The following is a 16,476-nucleotide window of genomic DNA, read 5'->3' on the forward strand; positions in this document are numbered from 1 at the left end:
ACGTCGACCCGGCCGAACCGGCCCCATCGCCTCGCCCGGACGGTTGAATCTCCGGCGGGCCCCTGACAAACACCGCCCGGACGCGTTGAGTGAAGGCATACCTGCGGGGGGTGCAGGGGAAGGCCACGGCGTCGCCGCCGTCACCCGGCCACGGCCGGATCGGCGCGCGACGCCGTGGACCGTCAGTAGCCGATCCGGGTGGTGCCGCCGTAGCGCGGGGCGGTGGTGGCGCGGTCCCGCCACTGTGTCTCGGCCAGGCTCGGCCCCCACTGGCGCAGCAGCGTCTCGGCGCCGTCGTAGGCCACCCCGAGCACACCCAGGATCCTCGTGGCGATCTCGGCCGCGGCGGACGCCCCGGCCCGTCCGGCCTCGACGCCGGGCCGCGTCGACGCGTGCACCGCGACCGCCTCGGCCGAGCCCAGCACCTCGGCCAACGCCCGGGCCAGCGCGGCCCGGCTGCCCTCCACCCAGCCGGCCAGCGCGTCGGCGTAGCCCGCCGTCGACTCCAGCCGCCCGACCAGGCTGTCCGGCCCTTCGTCCAGGTGCCGCAGCAGGGCGGTACGTGCCTCGTCGTACGCCGACGCGGCGGCACCGGACCAGGCGACCTGGTCGGCCAGCAGGGCGCAGGTGTCGTCGTACCCCCGGACGAGCCGGCGCACGGCGTGGCCGGCGCCGGTCAGCGGCGCTGGATGCATGTCGAGGAACTCGCGCACGGCCGCGCCGGGAAGCACCTGCATGCGGCGCAGCAGCGGCCACAGCCGGTGCCCCTCGGGCGCGCCGGCGGCCAGCAGCGTGTCGACGCGGGCGAGCAGGTCGAGCCCCGGCTCGGCGAGGCGGTCGAGCGCGTCCATCAGGCCTCCCGGGCCAGCCGCCGGGCGACCGCGTCGTCGGCGGCGGCGTAGCGGTCGGCGGCGCTGCGCAGCGCCGCCGCGGCGGCGGCCAGCCGGACGGCGGCGGCCTGCGCCTCGCGTGCCCGGTCGGCTGTGGCCAGGGTCCACTGGCGGTGCAGTGCGCGGCCCACCTCGCCGGGGCGGCCGGTGGCGTGCGCGCCGAACGCGGGATGCGGCGGGTCGGCGGCGGTCACCGTGCGGGAGAGAGTGGCGAGGGTCGCGCCCGCCTCGTCGAGACGGGCGGCCAGGGCACGCAGCGTCTCCATGTCAGGCCCCCGCCAGCGGCCGGTAGGCCGCGAACGTCTCGTTGTGCAGCTTCTCCCGCGCCCACTGCGCCGCGTCGGCGGCGGCGGTGACGGCGGCCTGCACCGAACCGGCGACGTCGCGCGGGCTGCGGTGGTGCAGCGGGCCGAGGAAACGCACGTCGGTGATGCGCCCGCCGGCGGTCACCACCACCTCGACGAGCCCGTCGGGTGAGCGGACGGTGACCTCGACCGTCGCGACCGCCTGGTCGAACTCGGCCTGCAGGTTCTCGATCCGGCGGTAGCGCCGCACCGCCTCCTCGATCCAGGCCTCGTCGATCTCGCCCCGCGGCATCGGCGGACTCCTCCCGGCCGGTCCGGCCTTCACTGAGCGTGCCGCCTCGGTCACCGCGGCATCACCGGACCGTACCGCACGCCAATCGCGCGTGTCGATGCCCTGTGGACAGTGCGGAAGGGGCCGGCTCAGCCGCGCCAGAGGGCCAGCATCATCGCCTCCACCGCGATCCGCGGCTTGACGTTGGCCTCGATCGCCGCGCGGCACTCCAGCACCGCCTCCAGGCGGCGCAGCGAGCCCTCGGCGTCCCACTTCTGCGCGCCCGCCGAGGCGAGCGACGCGGTGTCGGTGTGCACCGGGGCGACCGGCGCCCGCAGCGCCATGACGATCGCGTCCCGGTAGAACCCGGCCAGGTCGACCAGGGCCCGGTCGAGCGCGTCCCGCTGGGCGCGGGTGGCACGCGACTTCTGCCGCTTCTCCAGATCCTTGAGCTGACCGGCAGCGCCGCGCATGGCGCCGGCCGCGCCCCGGCCGGTGCCGCCCGCGCCGAGCGCGGTCTGCAACGCCGTACGCTCCGCCTCGTCGATCTCCGCGACGGACGCGGCGGCCTCCGCCTCGGCGGCCTCGATGAGCGCCGAGGCCGCGTCGAACGCCGCGCCCACGCCGGTCAGCCGACGCGGTACGGCGAGCACCGCGTCACGCCGCTGCCGGGCCTCCGGGTCGCGGGCGAGCCGCCGGGCCCGGCCCACGTGCCCCTGCGCCGCCGCGGCGGCCCACTCGGCCACGTCCGGCGCGATGCCGTCGCGGCGGACCAGCACCTCGGCCACCGCTGCGGGGGGCGGCTGCCGCAGGGGTACGACGCGGCAGCGCGACCGGATGGTCACGGAGATGTCGTCCGGGTGGGTGGACGGGGCGCAGAGCAGGAAGACGGTACGCGGCGGCGGCTCCTCGATCGCCTTGAGCAGCGCGTTGCCGGCGGCCTCGGTGAGCCGGTCGGCGTCCTCGATGATCACGATCTGCCACCGGCCGCCGGACGGCGCGCTGGCCGCCCGCAGCACCAGCGCGCGCATCTCGTTGACGCCGATGGACAGGCCCTCCGGCACCACGAGGCGGACGTCCGCGTGGGTGCCGGTGAGCGTGGTGTGGCAGCCGGGGCAGGTGCCGCACCCGGTGCCGCGCACGCACTCCAGGGCGGCGGCGAACGCGCGGGCAGCCACCGATCGGCCCGAGCCGGGCGGCCCGGTGAAGATCCAGGCGTGGGTCATGCCGGCGCCCGGATCGGCCGGCGCCGGACCCGGGTCGCCGTCGTGCTCCTCGGCGAGCGCGTCGAGGTCGTCGTACCCGCCCGCGGGGGACGTCACCGGCGCGCGCAGCAGGGCGGCGGCCGAGGCGGCGGCCCGCCGCAGCATGGCCACCGCCTCGTCCTGCCCGACCAGATCGCCGAAGACGTCGGTCATCGTCGGGGTTGCTCCATCGTCACCAGCTCCGCGTCGGATAACTCGGGCTGGACCGAGGTGTCCGGGCCCTGCGCCGGACGGGGGTGCACGATGCCGGCCGGATCGGCGAGCAGCTCGCCCACCCGGCGGGCGACCGCGTCGGCGGTCTCGTCGATCGGGCGGGACGCGTCGAGCACCAGGTAGCGCTTCGGGTCGCCGGCGGCGAGGTCGAGGAAGGCGTACCGGACCCGCTCGTGGAACGTCAGCGACTCGGCCTCCAGCCGGTCGGTGCCCTCGGCGCGGTCCTCGACCCGGCTCAGGCCGGTACGCGGCTCGACGTCGAGCAGCACCACCAGGTCGGGCTTGAGGCCGCCGGTGGCCCAGGAGGAGAGCCAGGAGACCTCGTCCACCGGAAGCGTCCGGCCGGCGCCCTGGTAGGCGAGCGACGAGTCGACGTACCGGTCGCTGATCACCACAGCGCCGCGTACGAGCGCCGGGCGGACGACGGTGGCCACGTGGTGCGCCCGGTCGGCGGCGTAGAGCAGCGCCTCGGCGCGCGGCGACGGCGCCTCGCCGGGGGCGGTGCCGAGCACCAGGGAGCGGATCCGCTCGCCGACCGGCGTGGCCCCCGGCTCGCGGGTGACCACCACGTCGCGGCCCTGCGCGCGCAGCCGCTCGGCGAGCTGGGCGAGCTGGGTGGACTTGCCGGCGCCCTCGCCGCCCTCGAAGACCACGAACAGGCCGCTGGAGACGAACGGTTCGGCCGGCATCAGCGGGCGGCCCCGGATCGAGCCCCACAGGTCGGCGAGGACCGGTACGCCCTTCTTGTCGTCCATCTGGCCGAACGCGCTGATTCCGGCGATGATGCCGGCCGCGCCGGCGGCGAGCAGCAGCAGACGGGTGGAGGAGATGGAGATGCCCAGGTCGGCGATGGTGAGCTGGCGGGAGCCGCCGACGCCGACCAGGAGGCTGCTGAGCGCGATGGCCAGGATCAGCACCAGCCGGGTGCCGATCTGCACCACCGCGAAGACCCGGCCGCGCACCTCGTCGGCCACCTCGCCGCCGAGCAGCGTGGTGCCGGCCAGGAAGGCCATGCCGGCGCCCGCGCCGACCAGGATCGCGCCGAGGATGGCCATCGACAGGTGGATGGCGAACGCGAGCACCAGCACGGAGGCGCTGGCGAGCACGATGCTCATGCCGAACCAGCGGCGGCGGGACATGTCCCGCACGATCATCGGCCCGAGGCCGATGCCGAGCGCCAGGCCGACGAAGATCGCGCCGAAGAGCAGCGAGAACGCGGCATCGCCGGCGCCGAGCGAGTTCGCGAAGAACTTGCCCGTGCCGACCACGATGCCGCCGCCGGCGAACGCGCCGAAGATGCCCAGCACCAGGCCACGCACCAGCGGGGTCTGGCCGATGTATTTCCATCCCTCGGAGAACTGCCGGAACATGCTCTGCTCGGTGCGCTCCGCCTCGGCGCGCTGGGCTTGGCTGATCTCCTTGATCCCGATCGCCACCACGAGCGCGGTGGCCAGGCGGGAGAGGGCGTTGAACCAGAGCGCGAGCTGGGCCGGCTCGGCCCAGTTCGGCAGGTCGCCGCCGAACGCGCCGGGCAGGCCGCGGGTCAGCACGGCCAGCGCGACGGCCGCGGCCACCGGCGTCAGGCCGTACGTGGTGATCAGCGTGAGCTGGTTGGCCGCCTCCAGCCGGGTACGCGGGATGAGGTTGGGGACCGCCGCCTCCTTGGCCGGGATCCACAGCAGGGTGATCGACTCGATCAGGAACGTGGCGATCAGCGCCCAGCCGACCACCAGCCCGCCCGCGGCGCCGGTGAGCGCGTACAGCGGGATCGAGGCGAACAGCACGAAGCGCAGCAGGTCGCAGATGACCATCGTCCACCGGCGGTCGAACCGGTCGGCGAACACGCCGGCCACCGGGCCGAGCACCAGCGCCGGGAGCAGCCGGATCGCGGTCACGCCACCGAACGCGGCGCCCTGGGCGGTGCTGCCGGAGACCTGGGAGGCGGCGAACAGCGCGGTGGCGAGCAGGCCGAGCCAGTCGCCGAAGGAGGCGGCGCTGAGGACGATCCACAGCCTGCGGAACGGCCGGATGCGCAGCACCGAGCGGATGGCGGCGACGCCGGAGTGGTCGGCCGCTGTCCCGGACGACGACACGCCGGGCGACTCGCCGTTGTTCTGGCTTTCGATGGCCGTACCTCCACGTGCCGGCCCAGGTCTGGGCATCCCCGGTGGAACACTCTAGTCGCGCAGGAAGGGTCGTCCCCCGCGACATTCACCTGCTCGCCGAGCCTAGGCCGCCGGGACCACCGCCCGCAGCCCGGACAGACGCGAGGGTATTTCGCATTGCCGTCCAGACAGTTAGCGTGCAGACGTGGCCATCGACCGTGACAAACTTCGCGAGCGTCTCGACCGGGCGACCGCTCACCTCGACCCGCCGTACGCCGTGGTCGACCTCACCGCGTTCGACACCAACGCCGAGGCGCTCGCCGGCCGCTCCGGCGGCAAGCCGCTGCGCGTGGCGAGCAAGTCGGTACGCGTCCGCGAGCTGCTGACCCGGGCACTCAAGCGGCCCGGCTGGCACGGCGTGATGGCCTTCACGCTGCCCGAGGCGCTGTGGCTGGTCCGCTCCGGGGTCAGCGACGACGTGCTCGTGGCGTACCCGACGGCCCACCGGGGCGGCCTCGCCGAGCTGGCCGCCGACCCGGCGCTCGCCGACGCGGTGACGCTGATGGTCGACGACACCGGGCAGCTCGACCTGATCGACGCGGTGTGCCCGCCCGCGCGCCGCCCCGCGCTGCGGATCTGCATCGACCTGGACGCCTCCTGGCGCCCGCTGGGCGGCCGGGTGCACGTCGGCGTGCGCCGCTCCCCGGTGCACAGCGCCACGGCGGCCGGTGCGCTCGCCTCGGCCGTCGCCGGCCGGCCGGGCTTCCGGCTGGTCGGCTTGATGTCGTACGAGGCACAGATCGCCGGCCTCGGCGACGCGCCGCCCGGACAGGCGATGCTCGGCTCGGCGATCCGGGTCGCGCAGCGCGGGTCGTACCGGGAACTGCTCGCGCGCCGCTCGGCTGCGGTCGGTGCGGTACGCGAGCACGCCGACCTGGAATTCGTCAACGGCGGCGGCACCGGCAGCGTGGCCGCCACCAGCGCGGACCCCGCGGTCACCGAGGTCACCGCGGGCTCCGGCCTGTACGGGCCGACGCTGTTCGACGCGTACCGTGCCTGGCGGCCGACCCCGGCGGCGTTCTTCGCCTGCTCGGTGGTCCGTCGCCCGGCACCCGGGCTGGCGACGGTGCTCGGCGGCGGCTGGATCGCCTCCGGCCAGGCGGCGAGCAGCCGGCTGCCGCGGCCCTGGCTGCCGCACGGGCTGAAGCTGCTCGGCGCGGAGGGCGCCGGCGAGGTGCAGACCCCGCTGGCCGGGAAGGCCGCCGACGACCTGCGCGTCGGCGACCGGGTGTGGTTCCGCCACGCCAAGGCGGGCGAGCTGTGCGAGCACGTCAACGAGGTGCACCTGATCGAGGGGGACGCGGTGGTCGCCACCGTGCCGACCTACCGGGGCGAGGGGCACGCCTTCCTCTGAGCCGCCCCGCGGCTCCGCCCACCACGTGACGACGGCGGGCCCCGGCGCACCCGGGAACCCGCCGCTCGGCGTACCGCTCAGCCCTGGTGGACGGCCTCCGTGGGGGCGTTCACCTGCCGGTGCAGGTACTCCCGGATGAGCGCCTTCGCCTCGACCAGCACCCGCTCGTCGCCGTCGGTGCGGCGGCGGAAGGCCAGCTTGATCAGGGCATCGGCGGCCTCCACCGCGACCTCCAGGTGGAACCGCAGGTCGGGTACACCGGCCAGGCCGAAACGCTCGGTGAGTACGCGGGCGAGCTGCTCCGCGATGACCCCGTTGTTGTCCCGCTGGTCGTCCAGCAGGTGCAGGTCGACCACGTCGCCGAAGTGCAGGGTACGGAAGCCGGGGACGGTGCGGTGCATCGAGATGTACTCGTCGATCGCCGCGTCGACGCCGTCCCACCAGTGGGTCAGGTCGTCCGAGGAGAACCGCTCGTCGAGCCGCTGGAGGTAGGACTCCATGGTGCGCAGCGTCAGCGCCTGCACGATCGCCCGTTTGTCCGGGAAGAACTGGTAGACCGACCCGATCGCCACCTCGGCACGCTCGGCGAGCAGGGTAGTGGTCAGCCCTTCGTACCCCACCTCGTCGACGAGCTCGGCGCAGGCGTCCAGCATCCGCTGGACCCGCGCGACACTTCGACCCTGCACCGGTACCCGACGCAGCGGCCCGGTCGTGGCGGCTGGTGTGGACACTCGGCGCCACCCCCCTTCGACGGATGAACATATCTGCACGTCACGAGTCTGTGACTACCGGTACAACGAGCCGGGCTCGATTGCGGTATTTACCAGGCACAACGTTCCTGATATGAATTCAGTTCATATTCATGTCGAGGAGTGGCCGCGATGACCGGTACCACCGCCACCTGGTCCAACTGGGCCGGCAACCAGCACAGCACCGCGCTCCTCACCGTGCGCCCGCATAGCGTCTCCGACGTGGCCGAGGCGGTGCGCCAGGCCGCCGCGGCGGGCCGGACCATCCGGGCCACCGGCAGCGGCCACTCCTTCACCGCCACCGCCGTCGCCGACGGGCACCGGATCGACCTCGCCGCGCTGGAGACGGACGTCGAAGTCGATGTGGCGCGCCGCCTGGTCACCGTACCGGCCGGGATGACGTTGCACACGCTCAACGAACTGCTCGCCGGGCACGGCCTCGCGATGCCGAACCTCGGCGACATCGACGCCCAGACCATCGCCGGTGCGCTCTCCACCGGCACCCACGGCACCGGCGCGAAACTGGGCTGCCTGTCCACCTTCGTGGTCGGCCTGACGCTCGTCACCGGCACCGGCGAGGTGCTGCGCTGCTCGGCCGAGGAGAACCGCGACGTGTTCGACGCCGCCCGGGTCGGGCTCGGCGCGGTCGGCGTGCTGGTCGAGGTCACGCTGCGCTGCGTGGACGCCTTCGTGCTGCGCGCGCACGAACGCCCGGCCCCGCTCGCCGAGGTGCTCGACGACCTGCCCGGCCTCTACGACGCGCACGACCACGCCGAGTTCTACTGGTTCCCGTACACCGACCGGGTGCAGGTCAAGACCAACGACCGGGTACCCGCCGACGATCAGCCACTGCCCGGCTGGCGCGGCTGGCTGGACGACGAGTTCCTCTCCAACACCGTCTTCGCCGGCGCCTGCCGCCTCGGCCGCGCCGTACCCGCCCTCGCACCCACGATCAGCGCCGTCTCCGCCCGCGCGCTCACCGAACGCACCTACACCGGCCGCTCCGACCGGGTGTTCTGCACGCCGCGCCGGGTCCGCTTCGTGGAGATGGAGTACGGCCTGCCGCGCGAGGCGCTGCCGACCGCGCTGGCCGAGCTGCGCCGGATCGTGGACCGGTTGCCGTTCAAGGTGCTGTTCCCGGTCGAGGTGCGGTTCACCGCCGCCGACGACATCTGGCTGTCCCACTCGTACGGGCGGGACTCGGCGTACATCGCCGTGCACCAGTACGTGGGCATGCCGTACGAGCCTTATTTCCGTGCGTTCGAGCAGGTGGCGGCGGAGTTGGGCGGCCGCCCGCACTGGGGCAAGCTGCACTGGCGTACCGCCGACTCACTGGCGGCGGCCTACCCGAGATTCGCCGACTTCCAGTCCGTCCGCACCCGCCTGGACCCCCATAACCTCTTCCAGAACCCCTACGTGACCCAGGTCCTGGGCGCCTGAAGATCTTGGTACGAGGACGCCCTTTGAGGGGCGTTTCCGTACCAAGATCTCGGCGGTTGTCCACAGGGACAGCGACGACGGGCGCTGTTCGGGTGAGGTTGCCGGTGTGGAGATGCCAGGGGACGACGCGGGCGAACTGAGCTGGTTGCTCTTCCATCAGGCGCGCGTGCTGGGTGCGGCGCAGGCTCGGCGGTTCCTGTCCGAGAAGGCGGTCCGGCACCGCATCGCCAGCGGGCGCTGGCGGCAGGTGCACCCCAGGGTCTACGTCACGCACGACGGTCCCGTCGGCCCGGATGAGCGACGCTGGATCGCGGTGCTGGCGGCTGGACCGGCCGCGACGTTGGGCGGGCTCACCGCGGCCCAGTGCTGGGGACTCAGGCGCTACGAGAGCCGGCTGGTGCATCTGCTGCTGCCTGCGCGGCACCAGACCCGGGCGCTGCCACCTGGCGTACGGATCCACCGCACCACAGTGCTGCCGTCGGAGGACGTGCTCGCGGTCGGCCGGCCCCGCCGGACCATGCCGGCCCGCTCGCTCGTCGACGCGGCGCAGTGGGCGGCGACCGACGAGGAGGCACGTGCCGTCGTCGCGGCGGGCTTCCAGCAACGCCTGGTGTGGGGCGACGACCTGCACCGGGTGTTGGAACGGCTTCCCCGGGCTCGTCGCCGCCGCCTGATCATGACGACTGCCACCGACGCGGCGGGCGGCGCCCACTCCCTCGCCGAACTCGACTTCCTCGATCTCGTCCGGCGGGCCGGGCTGCCCGAACCGTCCCTCCAGGTCGTGCGGCGGGACGCCACCGGGCGGCGGCGCTACCTGGATGTCTGGTTCGAGCGGTGGCGTGTGCACGTCGAGATCGACGGCGGGCAGCACCTCGACCCGAGGACCGCCTGGGCGGACATGCAGCGGCAGAACGACGTGTGGGCCACCGGTGACCGGGTGCTCCGCTTCCCCGCCTGGGCCGTCCGCAACGACCCCACCCGAGTCGTGACCCAGTTGCGTGCCGCCCTGCGATCCGCGGGCTGGCCGGGCTGAGATCTTGGTACGGACCCGCCCCTGGAAGGGCGCCTCCGTACCAAGATCACTCGTTCGGGGTTGAGGTCGCCTTCTTGGGGGCGGCCTTCTTGGCCGTCGTCTTCTTGGCCGCCGTGGTCTTCTTCGCGGCCGTGGTCTTCTTGGCCGCCGTCTTCTTGGCCGCGGTGGTCTTCTTCGCCGGAGCGGCCTTCTTCTTCGGCGCCGGGCCCTTCGCGCGCTTCTCGGCCAGCATCTCCGACGCCTGCTCCAGCGTCAGTTCCTCCGGCGTCTGCCCGCGCCGCAGCGACGCGTTGAACTCGCCGTCCGTCACGTACGGTCCGAAGCGCCCGTCCTTGATCACCAGCGGCTTCTCGGTGAGCGGGTCGTTGCCCATCTCCCGCAGCGGCGGCGCGGCCGCCCGGCGCTGACGCGTCTTCGGGGCGGCGAGCAACGCCAGCGCCTCGTCCAGCGTGACGGTGAACATCTTGTCTTCCGAGTCCAGCGAGCGGAACTCGTCACCGCGCTTGACGTACGGGCCGTAGCGGCCGTTGTTGGCGACCACCTCGGCGCCGTCCGGGGCCACGCCGATCAGCCGGGGCAGGCGCAGCAGCTGCAACGCCTGCTCAAGGGTGAGGCTGTCCGGGGTCTGCGAGCGCAGCAGCGAGGACTTGCGCTCGCCGCTCGCCACGTACGGGCCGAACCGGCCGGACTTGAGCACGATCGGCTCGCCGGTCGACGGGTCGTCGCCGAGCTTGCGCTCACCGCCGCCGCCGAGGAACAGCTCGTGCACCTTCTCCGGGGTCAGCTCGTCCGGTGCCAGGCCCTCCGGGATCGGCGCCCGGTCACCCTGCGAGCCGCCCTCCTCGCCCTCGCCCTCACCCTCACCCGAGGCCGAGGCCGAGCCCGAGGCCGAGCCGGGCAGCGCCCGCTGGAGGTACGGCCCGTACCGGCCGACCCGGACGACGACCTCGCGGCCCTCGTCGTCGGTGAACAGCGGGATGGAGTTGACGCTGCGCGCGTCGATCTCGCTGAGGTTCTCGGTGACCAGCTTCTTCAGGCCACCGGCGTGCGCGATGGCCTGGTCGCCGGTGCCGTTGGTGCTGCCGAAGTAGAAGGAGGTGAGGAAGTCGACGGCGGCGTGGTCACCACCGGCGATCTCGTCCAGCTCGTTCTCCATGCTGGCGGTGAAGTCGTAGTCGATCAGGCGCGGGTAGTGCCGCTCCATCAGCCCGATCACCGCGAACGCCAGGAACGACGGGATCATGGCCTGACCGCGCTTCACCACGTACCCGCGGTCCTGGATCGTCTGCATGATCGACGCGTACGTGGAGGGCCGGCCGATGCCCAGCTCCTCCAGGGCCTTGACCAGCGACGCCTCGGTGTAGCGGGAGGGCGGCTGGGTGTGGTGGCCCTGCGCGGCCAGCTCGTCGGCGGTCAGCGGCTGGTCCTTGACCAGCGTGGGCAGCCGCCGCTCGGCGTCCTCGGCCTCGGCGTTCTCGTCGTCGCTGGACTCGACGTACGCGCGCAGGAAGCCCGGGTCGGTGATGGTCTTGCCGGTCGCGCCGAAGTCGGCCTCCTCCTGGGCGGAGGAGACGGCGCGGATGCGCACCGACACGCTGGAGCCGACCGCGTCGGTCATCTGCGAGGCGATGGTGCGCCGCCAGATCAGCTCGTAGAGCTTGAACTCCTCGGCGGACAGCTCCTTGGCCACCTCGCCCGGGGTGCGGAAGTTGTCGCCCGCGGGGCGGATCGCCTCGTGCGCCTCCTGCGCGTTCTTCACCTTGCCGGTGTAGCGGCGCGGCTCCGGCGGCACGCTGCGCTCGCCGTACAGCTCGACGATCTGCCGGCGGGCCGCCGCGATGGCCGTCTCGGACAGGTTCACCGAGTCGGTACGCATGTAGGTGATGTAGCCGTTCTCGTACAGGCGCTGCGCGGTGCGCATCGTCTGCTGCGACGAGAACCGCATCTTGCGGGCCGCCTCCTGCTGGAGCGTGGAGGTGATGAACGGCGCGTACGGGCGGCGGCGGTAGGGCTTCTCCTCGACCCGGGTGACGGTGAACGGCTGGTCGGCCAGGCGGGCGGCGAGCCCCCGGGCCCCGCCCTCGTCGAGGTGGACGACACCCGCACCGGCGCGAACACGACCAGTGGTCGGCTCGAAGTCCTTGCCGGTGGCGATCCGGTCACCGTTGAGCGCGACGAGCGTGGCGTTGAACGTGCGCGGGCCCTCGCCCGGCTTCGCCACGGCGAGCGTGGCCAGGATGTCCCAGTACTCGGCGGTGCGGAACGCCATCCGCTGGCGCTCCCGCTCGACCACGATCCGCGTCGCCACGGACTGCACCCGGCCCGCCGACAGCTTCGGCATGACCTTCTTCCACAGCACCGGCGAGACCTCGTAGCCGTAGAGGCGGTCGAGGATGCGCCGCGCCTCCTGGGCGTCGACCAGGTCGCGGTCGATCTCCCGGGGGTTCGCCACGGCGGCCTGGATGGCCGGCTTGGTGATCTCGTGGAAGACCATCCGCTTGACCGGCACCTTGGGCTTGAGCGTCTCCACCAGGTGCCAGGCGATGGCCTCGCCCTCGCGGTCCTCATCCGTCGCCAGGAAGATCTCGTCGACCTCCTTGGCCAGCTTCACCAGCTTGCTGATCTGCTGCTTACGGTCGGGCGACACCACGTAGAGGGCGTGGAAGCCGTTGTCGACGTCGACGCCGAGGCGCGCCCACGGCTCACCCTTGTACTTCGCCGGGACGTCGGCGGCGTTGCGGGGCAGGTCCCGGACGTGGCCGAAGCTGGCCTCCACGACGTACCCCGGGCCGAGGTAGCCCGAGATCGTCTTGGCCTTCGCCGGTGACTCGACGATGACCAGACGGGTGGTTCCAGCGTTGCTCGGCACGTCTCTCCCCGACCTCACTCCTACGCCATGCCCGCTTCGGGCCCTGTTGCGCCACCCGGACCAGAGGCGGTCCGGATGTCCAACGTAACGCGCCGTCCGCGTTCCGGGTTTCGTGGGCGGCAAACGGGCCGCCCTCCCGGCGACCGCCGGCCGCACCCTGCCGGACGGCGTCACGGTACACCGTGGGTAGGGCGACAGGCGGGTCACTGTGACGATCGCGTACACCCGGCGGAGCCGTCTCCGGGTGTCCGGCTTCGGACACCCGGCGGTCAGCCGGGCGAGCCCGGCCACTCCGCCGCCGGCGCCGTGGCCGGCCGTTCCCCCACCAGTTCGGCGAGCCGCGACATGCGCCGCCCGCCGATCCGGAACGCGGGTCCGCCCTCGTCCGGCTCCACGAACGCGGCCGGCAGGCCGACCGCCGCCAGCGCGGCGCGGACCACCGGCCAGGACGGCTCGTCGGCCGGTCCGAGCCGCAGCCGGAACCCGGCCGGCTCGGCCGTGCCGGCGGCGGCCACCCAGAGCCGCAGCCGCCGTCCGTCCAGGTGGAAGCGGGCCGGTGGCCGCTTCGCACCGCCGCGCAGCCAGGCCCGCGCGAGCGGCGCCAGCATGCTCGTGTACGCGGTGCGCACCCGGTGCCGCCCGTCCTCGGTCGGCTCCCAGCTCGCCGGCACGCCCCGGGCACCCAGTTCGGCCACCAGCACGTGCACCCGCCAGGCGGCGTCGACCACCACGGAGATCCGGGCCGTGCCGCCCATCCGCCCCACCTCACCCGGCCCGGCGAGCAGGCCGGCGAGATCCGCCAGGGCCGGATCGGCCGCCTCGGTGGAGAACAGTGAGGGCTGGCGGGCGGGGTTCGGGGTGGGAGGGGTCAGCGACACTCCGGGACCTCGTCGAAGGCCTCTTTCAGCTCGGTCGAGTTGAGCTTGCTGGTGTCCAGCGCGCTCGCGTCGTACTCCTTGTTGAGCGTGTCCACGGCGGCGCGCACGCCGTCGTAGAACGGCCCGGCCTGGGCGGTGTCGAGCCGGTCGATGGCGCCCCGGGCCCGGCCGTACGCGTCGCGCATCTTGCTCAGCGACCCGAGGAACCCGGCGGACACCTCGGCGCCGCGTTCGGCCTCGGGCACGCCCGCCTCCTCGACCTTGCGCCGGGCCGTCTCGCTGGCCTGCTCGGCGCCGGCGAAGAGCCGGACCAGGTTCTCCTTGGCCTGCGCCGGGGTGGTCTGCGCGGTCATCTGCTGCTGCGTGCTGCTGGTCAGCTTGGAGATCTCCGCGCGCCACGGGGTGAGCGCCTGGCACACCGACGCGGCCCAGACCCGAGGGCTGGGACCACCACCGCACCCGGTGATCACGAGGACCAGCGTGGCCAGGACCACCGTGAGCTTTCCGGCGGTTGCCGCCCGGCGCGTACGCATGCGAAGCAGCGTACGACCTCCGGGCGGAACCGCCACCGGTCAGGTTTGCCGGGCACCGGGTTCCCGGCCGGCCGGGGCCGGCCGGGAACCGTCGCGTGCGATCAGGCGTTCACCGTCTCCGGACGCTGGTCCGGAGTGCCGGCGTCGCTGTCCTCGTCGGTCATCGCCACGCCCTTGCGCTTGCTGAACACCACCGCCGCCGCGATGATCAGCGCGGCGACCACGGCGATCGTGATGCGCAGCGCCGGGTTCTTGTCGTCGCCCACGCTCCAGGCCACCACGGCCGGGGCGATCAGCAGCGAGACCAGGTTCATCACCTTGAGCAGCGGGTTGATCGCCGGACCGGCGGTGTCCTTGAACGGGTCGCCGACGGTGTCGCCGATGACGGTGGCGGCGTGCGCGTCGGAGCCCTTGCCGCCGTACGCGCCGTCCTCCACCAGCTTCTTGGCGTTGTCCCAGGCACCACCGGAGTTGGCCAGGAACACCGCCATCAGCGTGCCCGCGCCGATCGCGCCGGCCAGGTACGCCGCCAGCGCGCCCGGGCCGAGGCCGAAGCCGACAGCGATCGGGGCCAGGATGGCCAGCAGGCCGGGGGTCATCAGCTCGCGCTGCGCGTCCCGGGTGCAGATGTCCACGACCTTGCCGTACTCGGGCCGCTGGGTGCGGTCCATGATGCCCGGCATCTCGCGGAACTGCCGGCGTACCTCCATCACCACGGCGCCGGCCGAGCGGGAGACCGCGTTGATGGCCAGGCCGGAGAAGAGGAAGACCACTGCGGCGCCGATGATCAGGCCGACCAGGTTGCGCGGGTTCGACACGTTCAGCGAGTTGAGGATCTCGCTGCCCACGTCGTTCACTCCCGCGTCCTCGTAGGCGGAGCGCAGCGTGTCGGTGTAGGAGCCGAACAGCGCGGTCGCGGCCAGCACCGCGGTGGCGATCGCGATGCCCTTGGTGATCGCCTTGGTGGTGTTGCCGACGGCGTCCAGCTCGGTGAGCGTCCGCGCGCCGTGCTCGTCGATGTCGCCGGACATCTCGGCCACGCCCTGCGCGTTGTCGGAGATCGGGCCGAACGTGTCCATCGCGACGATGACGCCGACGGTGGTGAGCAGGCCGGTACCGGCCAGCGCGACGGCGAACAGCGACAGCGTGATCGAGCTGCCGCCGAGCAGGAACGCGCCGAAGACGCCGGCGCCGATCAGCAGCGCCGAGTAGACGGCCGACTCCAGGCCGACGCTGATGCCGGCGAGGATGACGGTGGCCGCGCCGGTCTGCGAGCTCTTGCCGATGTCCTGCACCGGGCGCCGGTTGGTCTCGGTGAAATAGCCGGTCAGCGCCTGGATCGCGGCGGCCAGCACGATACCGATCACCACCGCGCCGATGGCCACCAGCCGCGGGTTGCGGTCGACGTCGGTCAGCCCGCCCTCCAGCTCGGCGAACGTGGCCGGCAGGTACGCGAACGCGGCGATCGCGACGAGCACCGCGGCGAGCAGCGCGGACAGGTAGAAGGCCCGGTTGATGGCGGTCAGGCCGTTGCGGTCGCTGGTGCGCAGCCGGGTGATGAACACGCCGACGATCGCGACGAGCACGCCGATGGTGGAGATGATCAGCGGGAAGACCAGGCCGGTCTCGCCGAACGCGGCCCGGCCGAGGATCAGCGCCGCGACGAGCGTGACCGCGTACGACTCGAACAGGTCGGCGGCCATGCCGGCGCAGTCGCCGACGTTGTCGCCCACGTTGTCGGCGATGGTGGCGGCGTTGCGCGGGTCGTCCTCGGGGATGCCCTGCTCGACCTTGCCGACCAGGTCGGCGCCGACGTCGGCGGCCTTGGTGAAGATGCCGCCGCCGACCCGCATGAACATGGCGAGCAGCGCGGCGCCGAAGCCGAAGCCCTCCAGCACGGTCGGGGCGTCACCCCGGAAGATCAGCACGACCAGCGCCGCACCGAACAGGCCGAGGCCGACGGTGAGGAAGCCGACCACGCCGCCGGTGCGGAAGGCGATCTTCATGGCGCCCTCGCGCCCGCCTTCCCGCTCCCGCGCGGCCGCCGCCACCCGCAGGTTCGCGCGGGTGGCCAGCCACATGCCGGCGCCGCCGATGAACGCGCTGAACAGCGCACCCACCACGAAGAACGCCGAGCGGCCGAGCTTCACCAGCGTTTCGTTGCCGTCGGTGTCGTGCACCGGCAGCAGGAACAGCAGCACGACGGCGATCACCACGAAGATCGCCAGGGTGCGGAACTGCCGCAGCAGGTACGCCGACGCGCCCTCCTGCACCGCGCCGGAGATCTCCTGCATGTTTGTGGTTCCCTTACCGGCCGCCAGGACCGCCCTGGTGAGGGCGGCCGCGAAGACGAGCGCCACCAGCGCGATGACCGCGGCGATGACGACGTACGTCACGTTGGCTCCGGTAAGGGACAGTGCGCCGCCGTCGGCGGCCAAGGTCCCGGACATCTATGTCCTCCTGTACCGAACAACTCGCGCCGACCTGTGGAGACGCACGGGCCGACGCCTG

Annotated in this window: 13 protein-coding genes; 3 read left to right on the forward strand and 10 right to left on the reverse strand. The window is 73.2% G+C overall.

Features of this window, described 5'->3' with window-relative positions; all coding sequences use genetic code 11:
* Positions 1–182 precede the first annotated feature (182 nt).
* The 5 genes from SM452_RS13925 to tmk form a co-directional block, all read right to left on the reverse strand.
* Complete coding sequence (locus tag SM452_RS13925; protein ID WP_463840054.1) at positions 183–851, reverse strand: hypothetical protein; 669 nt, start codon at positions 849–851, stop codon at positions 183–185.
* A complete protein-coding gene (locus SM452_RS13930; protein ID WP_463840055.1) occupies positions 851–1,156 on the reverse strand; it encodes a hypothetical protein in 306 nt (101 codons plus the stop codon). The genes SM452_RS13925 and SM452_RS13930 overlap by 1 nt, the downstream gene beginning before the upstream one ends.
* A 1-nt stretch (position 1,157) precedes the next feature.
* Entirely contained in the window at positions 1,158–1,487 is a 330-nt protein-coding gene (locus tag SM452_RS13935; protein WP_013473591.1) for a YbaB/EbfC family nucleoid-associated protein, read from the reverse strand.
* 128 nt (positions 1,488–1,615) lie between these two features.
* Positions 1,616–2,884: a DNA polymerase III subunit delta' gene (locus tag SM452_RS13940; protein WP_463840056.1), complete on the reverse strand. Its 1,269-nt coding sequence runs from the start codon at positions 2,882–2,884 to the stop codon at positions 1,616–1,618.
* Positions 2,881–5,037: a dTMP kinase gene (gene tmk / locus SM452_RS13945; RefSeq protein WP_463840057.1), complete on the reverse strand. Its 2,157-nt coding sequence runs from the start codon at positions 5,035–5,037 to the stop codon at positions 2,881–2,883. The genes SM452_RS13940 and tmk overlap by 4 nt, the downstream gene beginning before the upstream one ends.
* Positions 5,038–5,254: 217 nt before the next feature.
* Here tmk and SM452_RS13950 point away from each other — a divergent pair, with 217 nt between their 5' ends.
* Positions 5,255–6,463: an amino acid deaminase/aldolase gene (locus SM452_RS13950; protein WP_463840058.1), complete on the forward strand. Its 1,209-nt coding sequence runs from the start codon at positions 5,255–5,257 to the stop codon at positions 6,461–6,463.
* A gap of 77 nt (positions 6,464–6,540) precedes the next feature.
* Here SM452_RS13950 and SM452_RS13955 read toward each other — a convergent pair whose 3' ends face one another.
* A complete protein-coding gene (locus SM452_RS13955; protein WP_030274442.1) occupies positions 6,541–7,116 on the reverse strand; it encodes a TetR/AcrR family transcriptional regulator in 576 nt (191 codons plus the stop codon).
* 219 nt (positions 7,117–7,335) lie between these two features.
* On the opposite strand from SM452_RS13955, the gene SM452_RS13960 reads away from it, so the two are divergent.
* Together SM452_RS13960 and SM452_RS13965 are read left to right on the forward strand one after the other, a co-directional pair.
* Entirely contained in the window at positions 7,336–8,652 is a 1,317-nt protein-coding gene (locus tag SM452_RS13960; protein ID WP_355511975.1) for a D-arabinono-1,4-lactone oxidase, read from the forward strand.
* A 112-nt stretch (positions 8,653–8,764) separates the two neighbouring features.
* A complete protein-coding gene (locus SM452_RS13965) occupies positions 8,765–9,685 on the forward strand; it encodes an endonuclease domain-containing protein (RefSeq protein ID WP_262015405.1) in 921 nt (306 codons plus the stop codon).
* 46 nt (positions 9,686–9,731) lie between these two features.
* Here SM452_RS13965 and topA read toward each other — a convergent pair whose 3' ends face one another.
* The 4 genes from topA to SM452_RS13985 all read right to left on the reverse strand — a co-directional run bounded on the left by topA (position 9,732) and on the right by SM452_RS13985 (position 16,415).
* Positions 9,732–12,554: a type I DNA topoisomerase gene (gene topA / locus SM452_RS13970; protein ID WP_463840059.1), complete on the reverse strand. Its 2,823-nt coding sequence runs from the start codon at positions 12,552–12,554 to the stop codon at positions 9,732–9,734.
* Between the two features lie 269 nt (positions 12,555–12,823).
* Entirely contained in the window at positions 12,824–13,432 is a 609-nt protein-coding gene (locus tag SM452_RS13975) for a hypothetical protein (protein WP_463840060.1), read from the reverse strand.
* Complete coding sequence (locus SM452_RS13980; protein ID WP_463840061.1) at positions 13,423–13,965, reverse strand: hypothetical protein; 543 nt, start codon at positions 13,963–13,965, stop codon at positions 13,423–13,425. The genes SM452_RS13975 and SM452_RS13980 overlap by 10 nt, the downstream gene beginning before the upstream one ends.
* Before the next feature lie 101 nt (positions 13,966–14,066).
* A complete protein-coding gene (locus tag SM452_RS13985) occupies positions 14,067–16,415 on the reverse strand; it encodes a sodium-translocating pyrophosphatase (RefSeq protein WP_366618409.1) in 2,349 nt (782 codons plus the stop codon).
* Between the last annotated feature and the right edge of the window lie 61 nt (positions 16,416–16,476).

It is taken from the genome of Micromonospora sp. SYSU B005 (assembly GCF_055362685.1).

Excerpts from the sequence above, each read along its gene's own strand:
- SM452_RS13925 (WP_463840054.1), bottom strand. The coding sequence starts at position 851 with ATGGACGCGCTCGACCGCCTCGCCGAGCCGGGGCTCGACCTGCTCGCC.
- SM452_RS13980 (WP_463840061.1), bottom strand. The coding sequence starts at position 13,965 with ATGCGTACGCGCCGGGCGGCAACCGCCGGAAAGCTCACGGTGGTCCTG.
- SM452_RS13955 (WP_030274442.1), bottom strand. The coding sequence starts at position 7,116 with ATGCTGGACGCCTGCGCCGAGCTCGTCGACGAGGTGGGGTACGAAGGG.
- SM452_RS13965 (WP_262015405.1), top strand. The coding sequence starts at position 8,765 with ATGCCAGGGGACGACGCGGGCGAACTGAGCTGGTTGCTCTTCCATCAG.
- SM452_RS13930 (WP_463840055.1), bottom strand. The coding sequence starts at position 1,156 with ATGGAGACGCTGCGTGCCCTGGCCGCCCGTCTCGACGAGGCGGGCGCG.
- SM452_RS13940 (WP_463840056.1), bottom strand. The coding sequence starts at position 2,884 with ATGACCGACGTCTTCGGCGATCTGGTCGGGCAGGACGAGGCGGTGGCC.
- SM452_RS13985 (WP_366618409.1), bottom strand. The coding sequence starts at position 16,415 with ATGTCCGGGACCTTGGCCGCCGACGGCGGCGCACTGTCCCTTACCGGA.
- SM452_RS13935 (WP_013473591.1), bottom strand. The coding sequence starts at position 1,487 with ATGCCGCGGGGCGAGATCGACGAGGCCTGGATCGAGGAGGCGGTGCGG.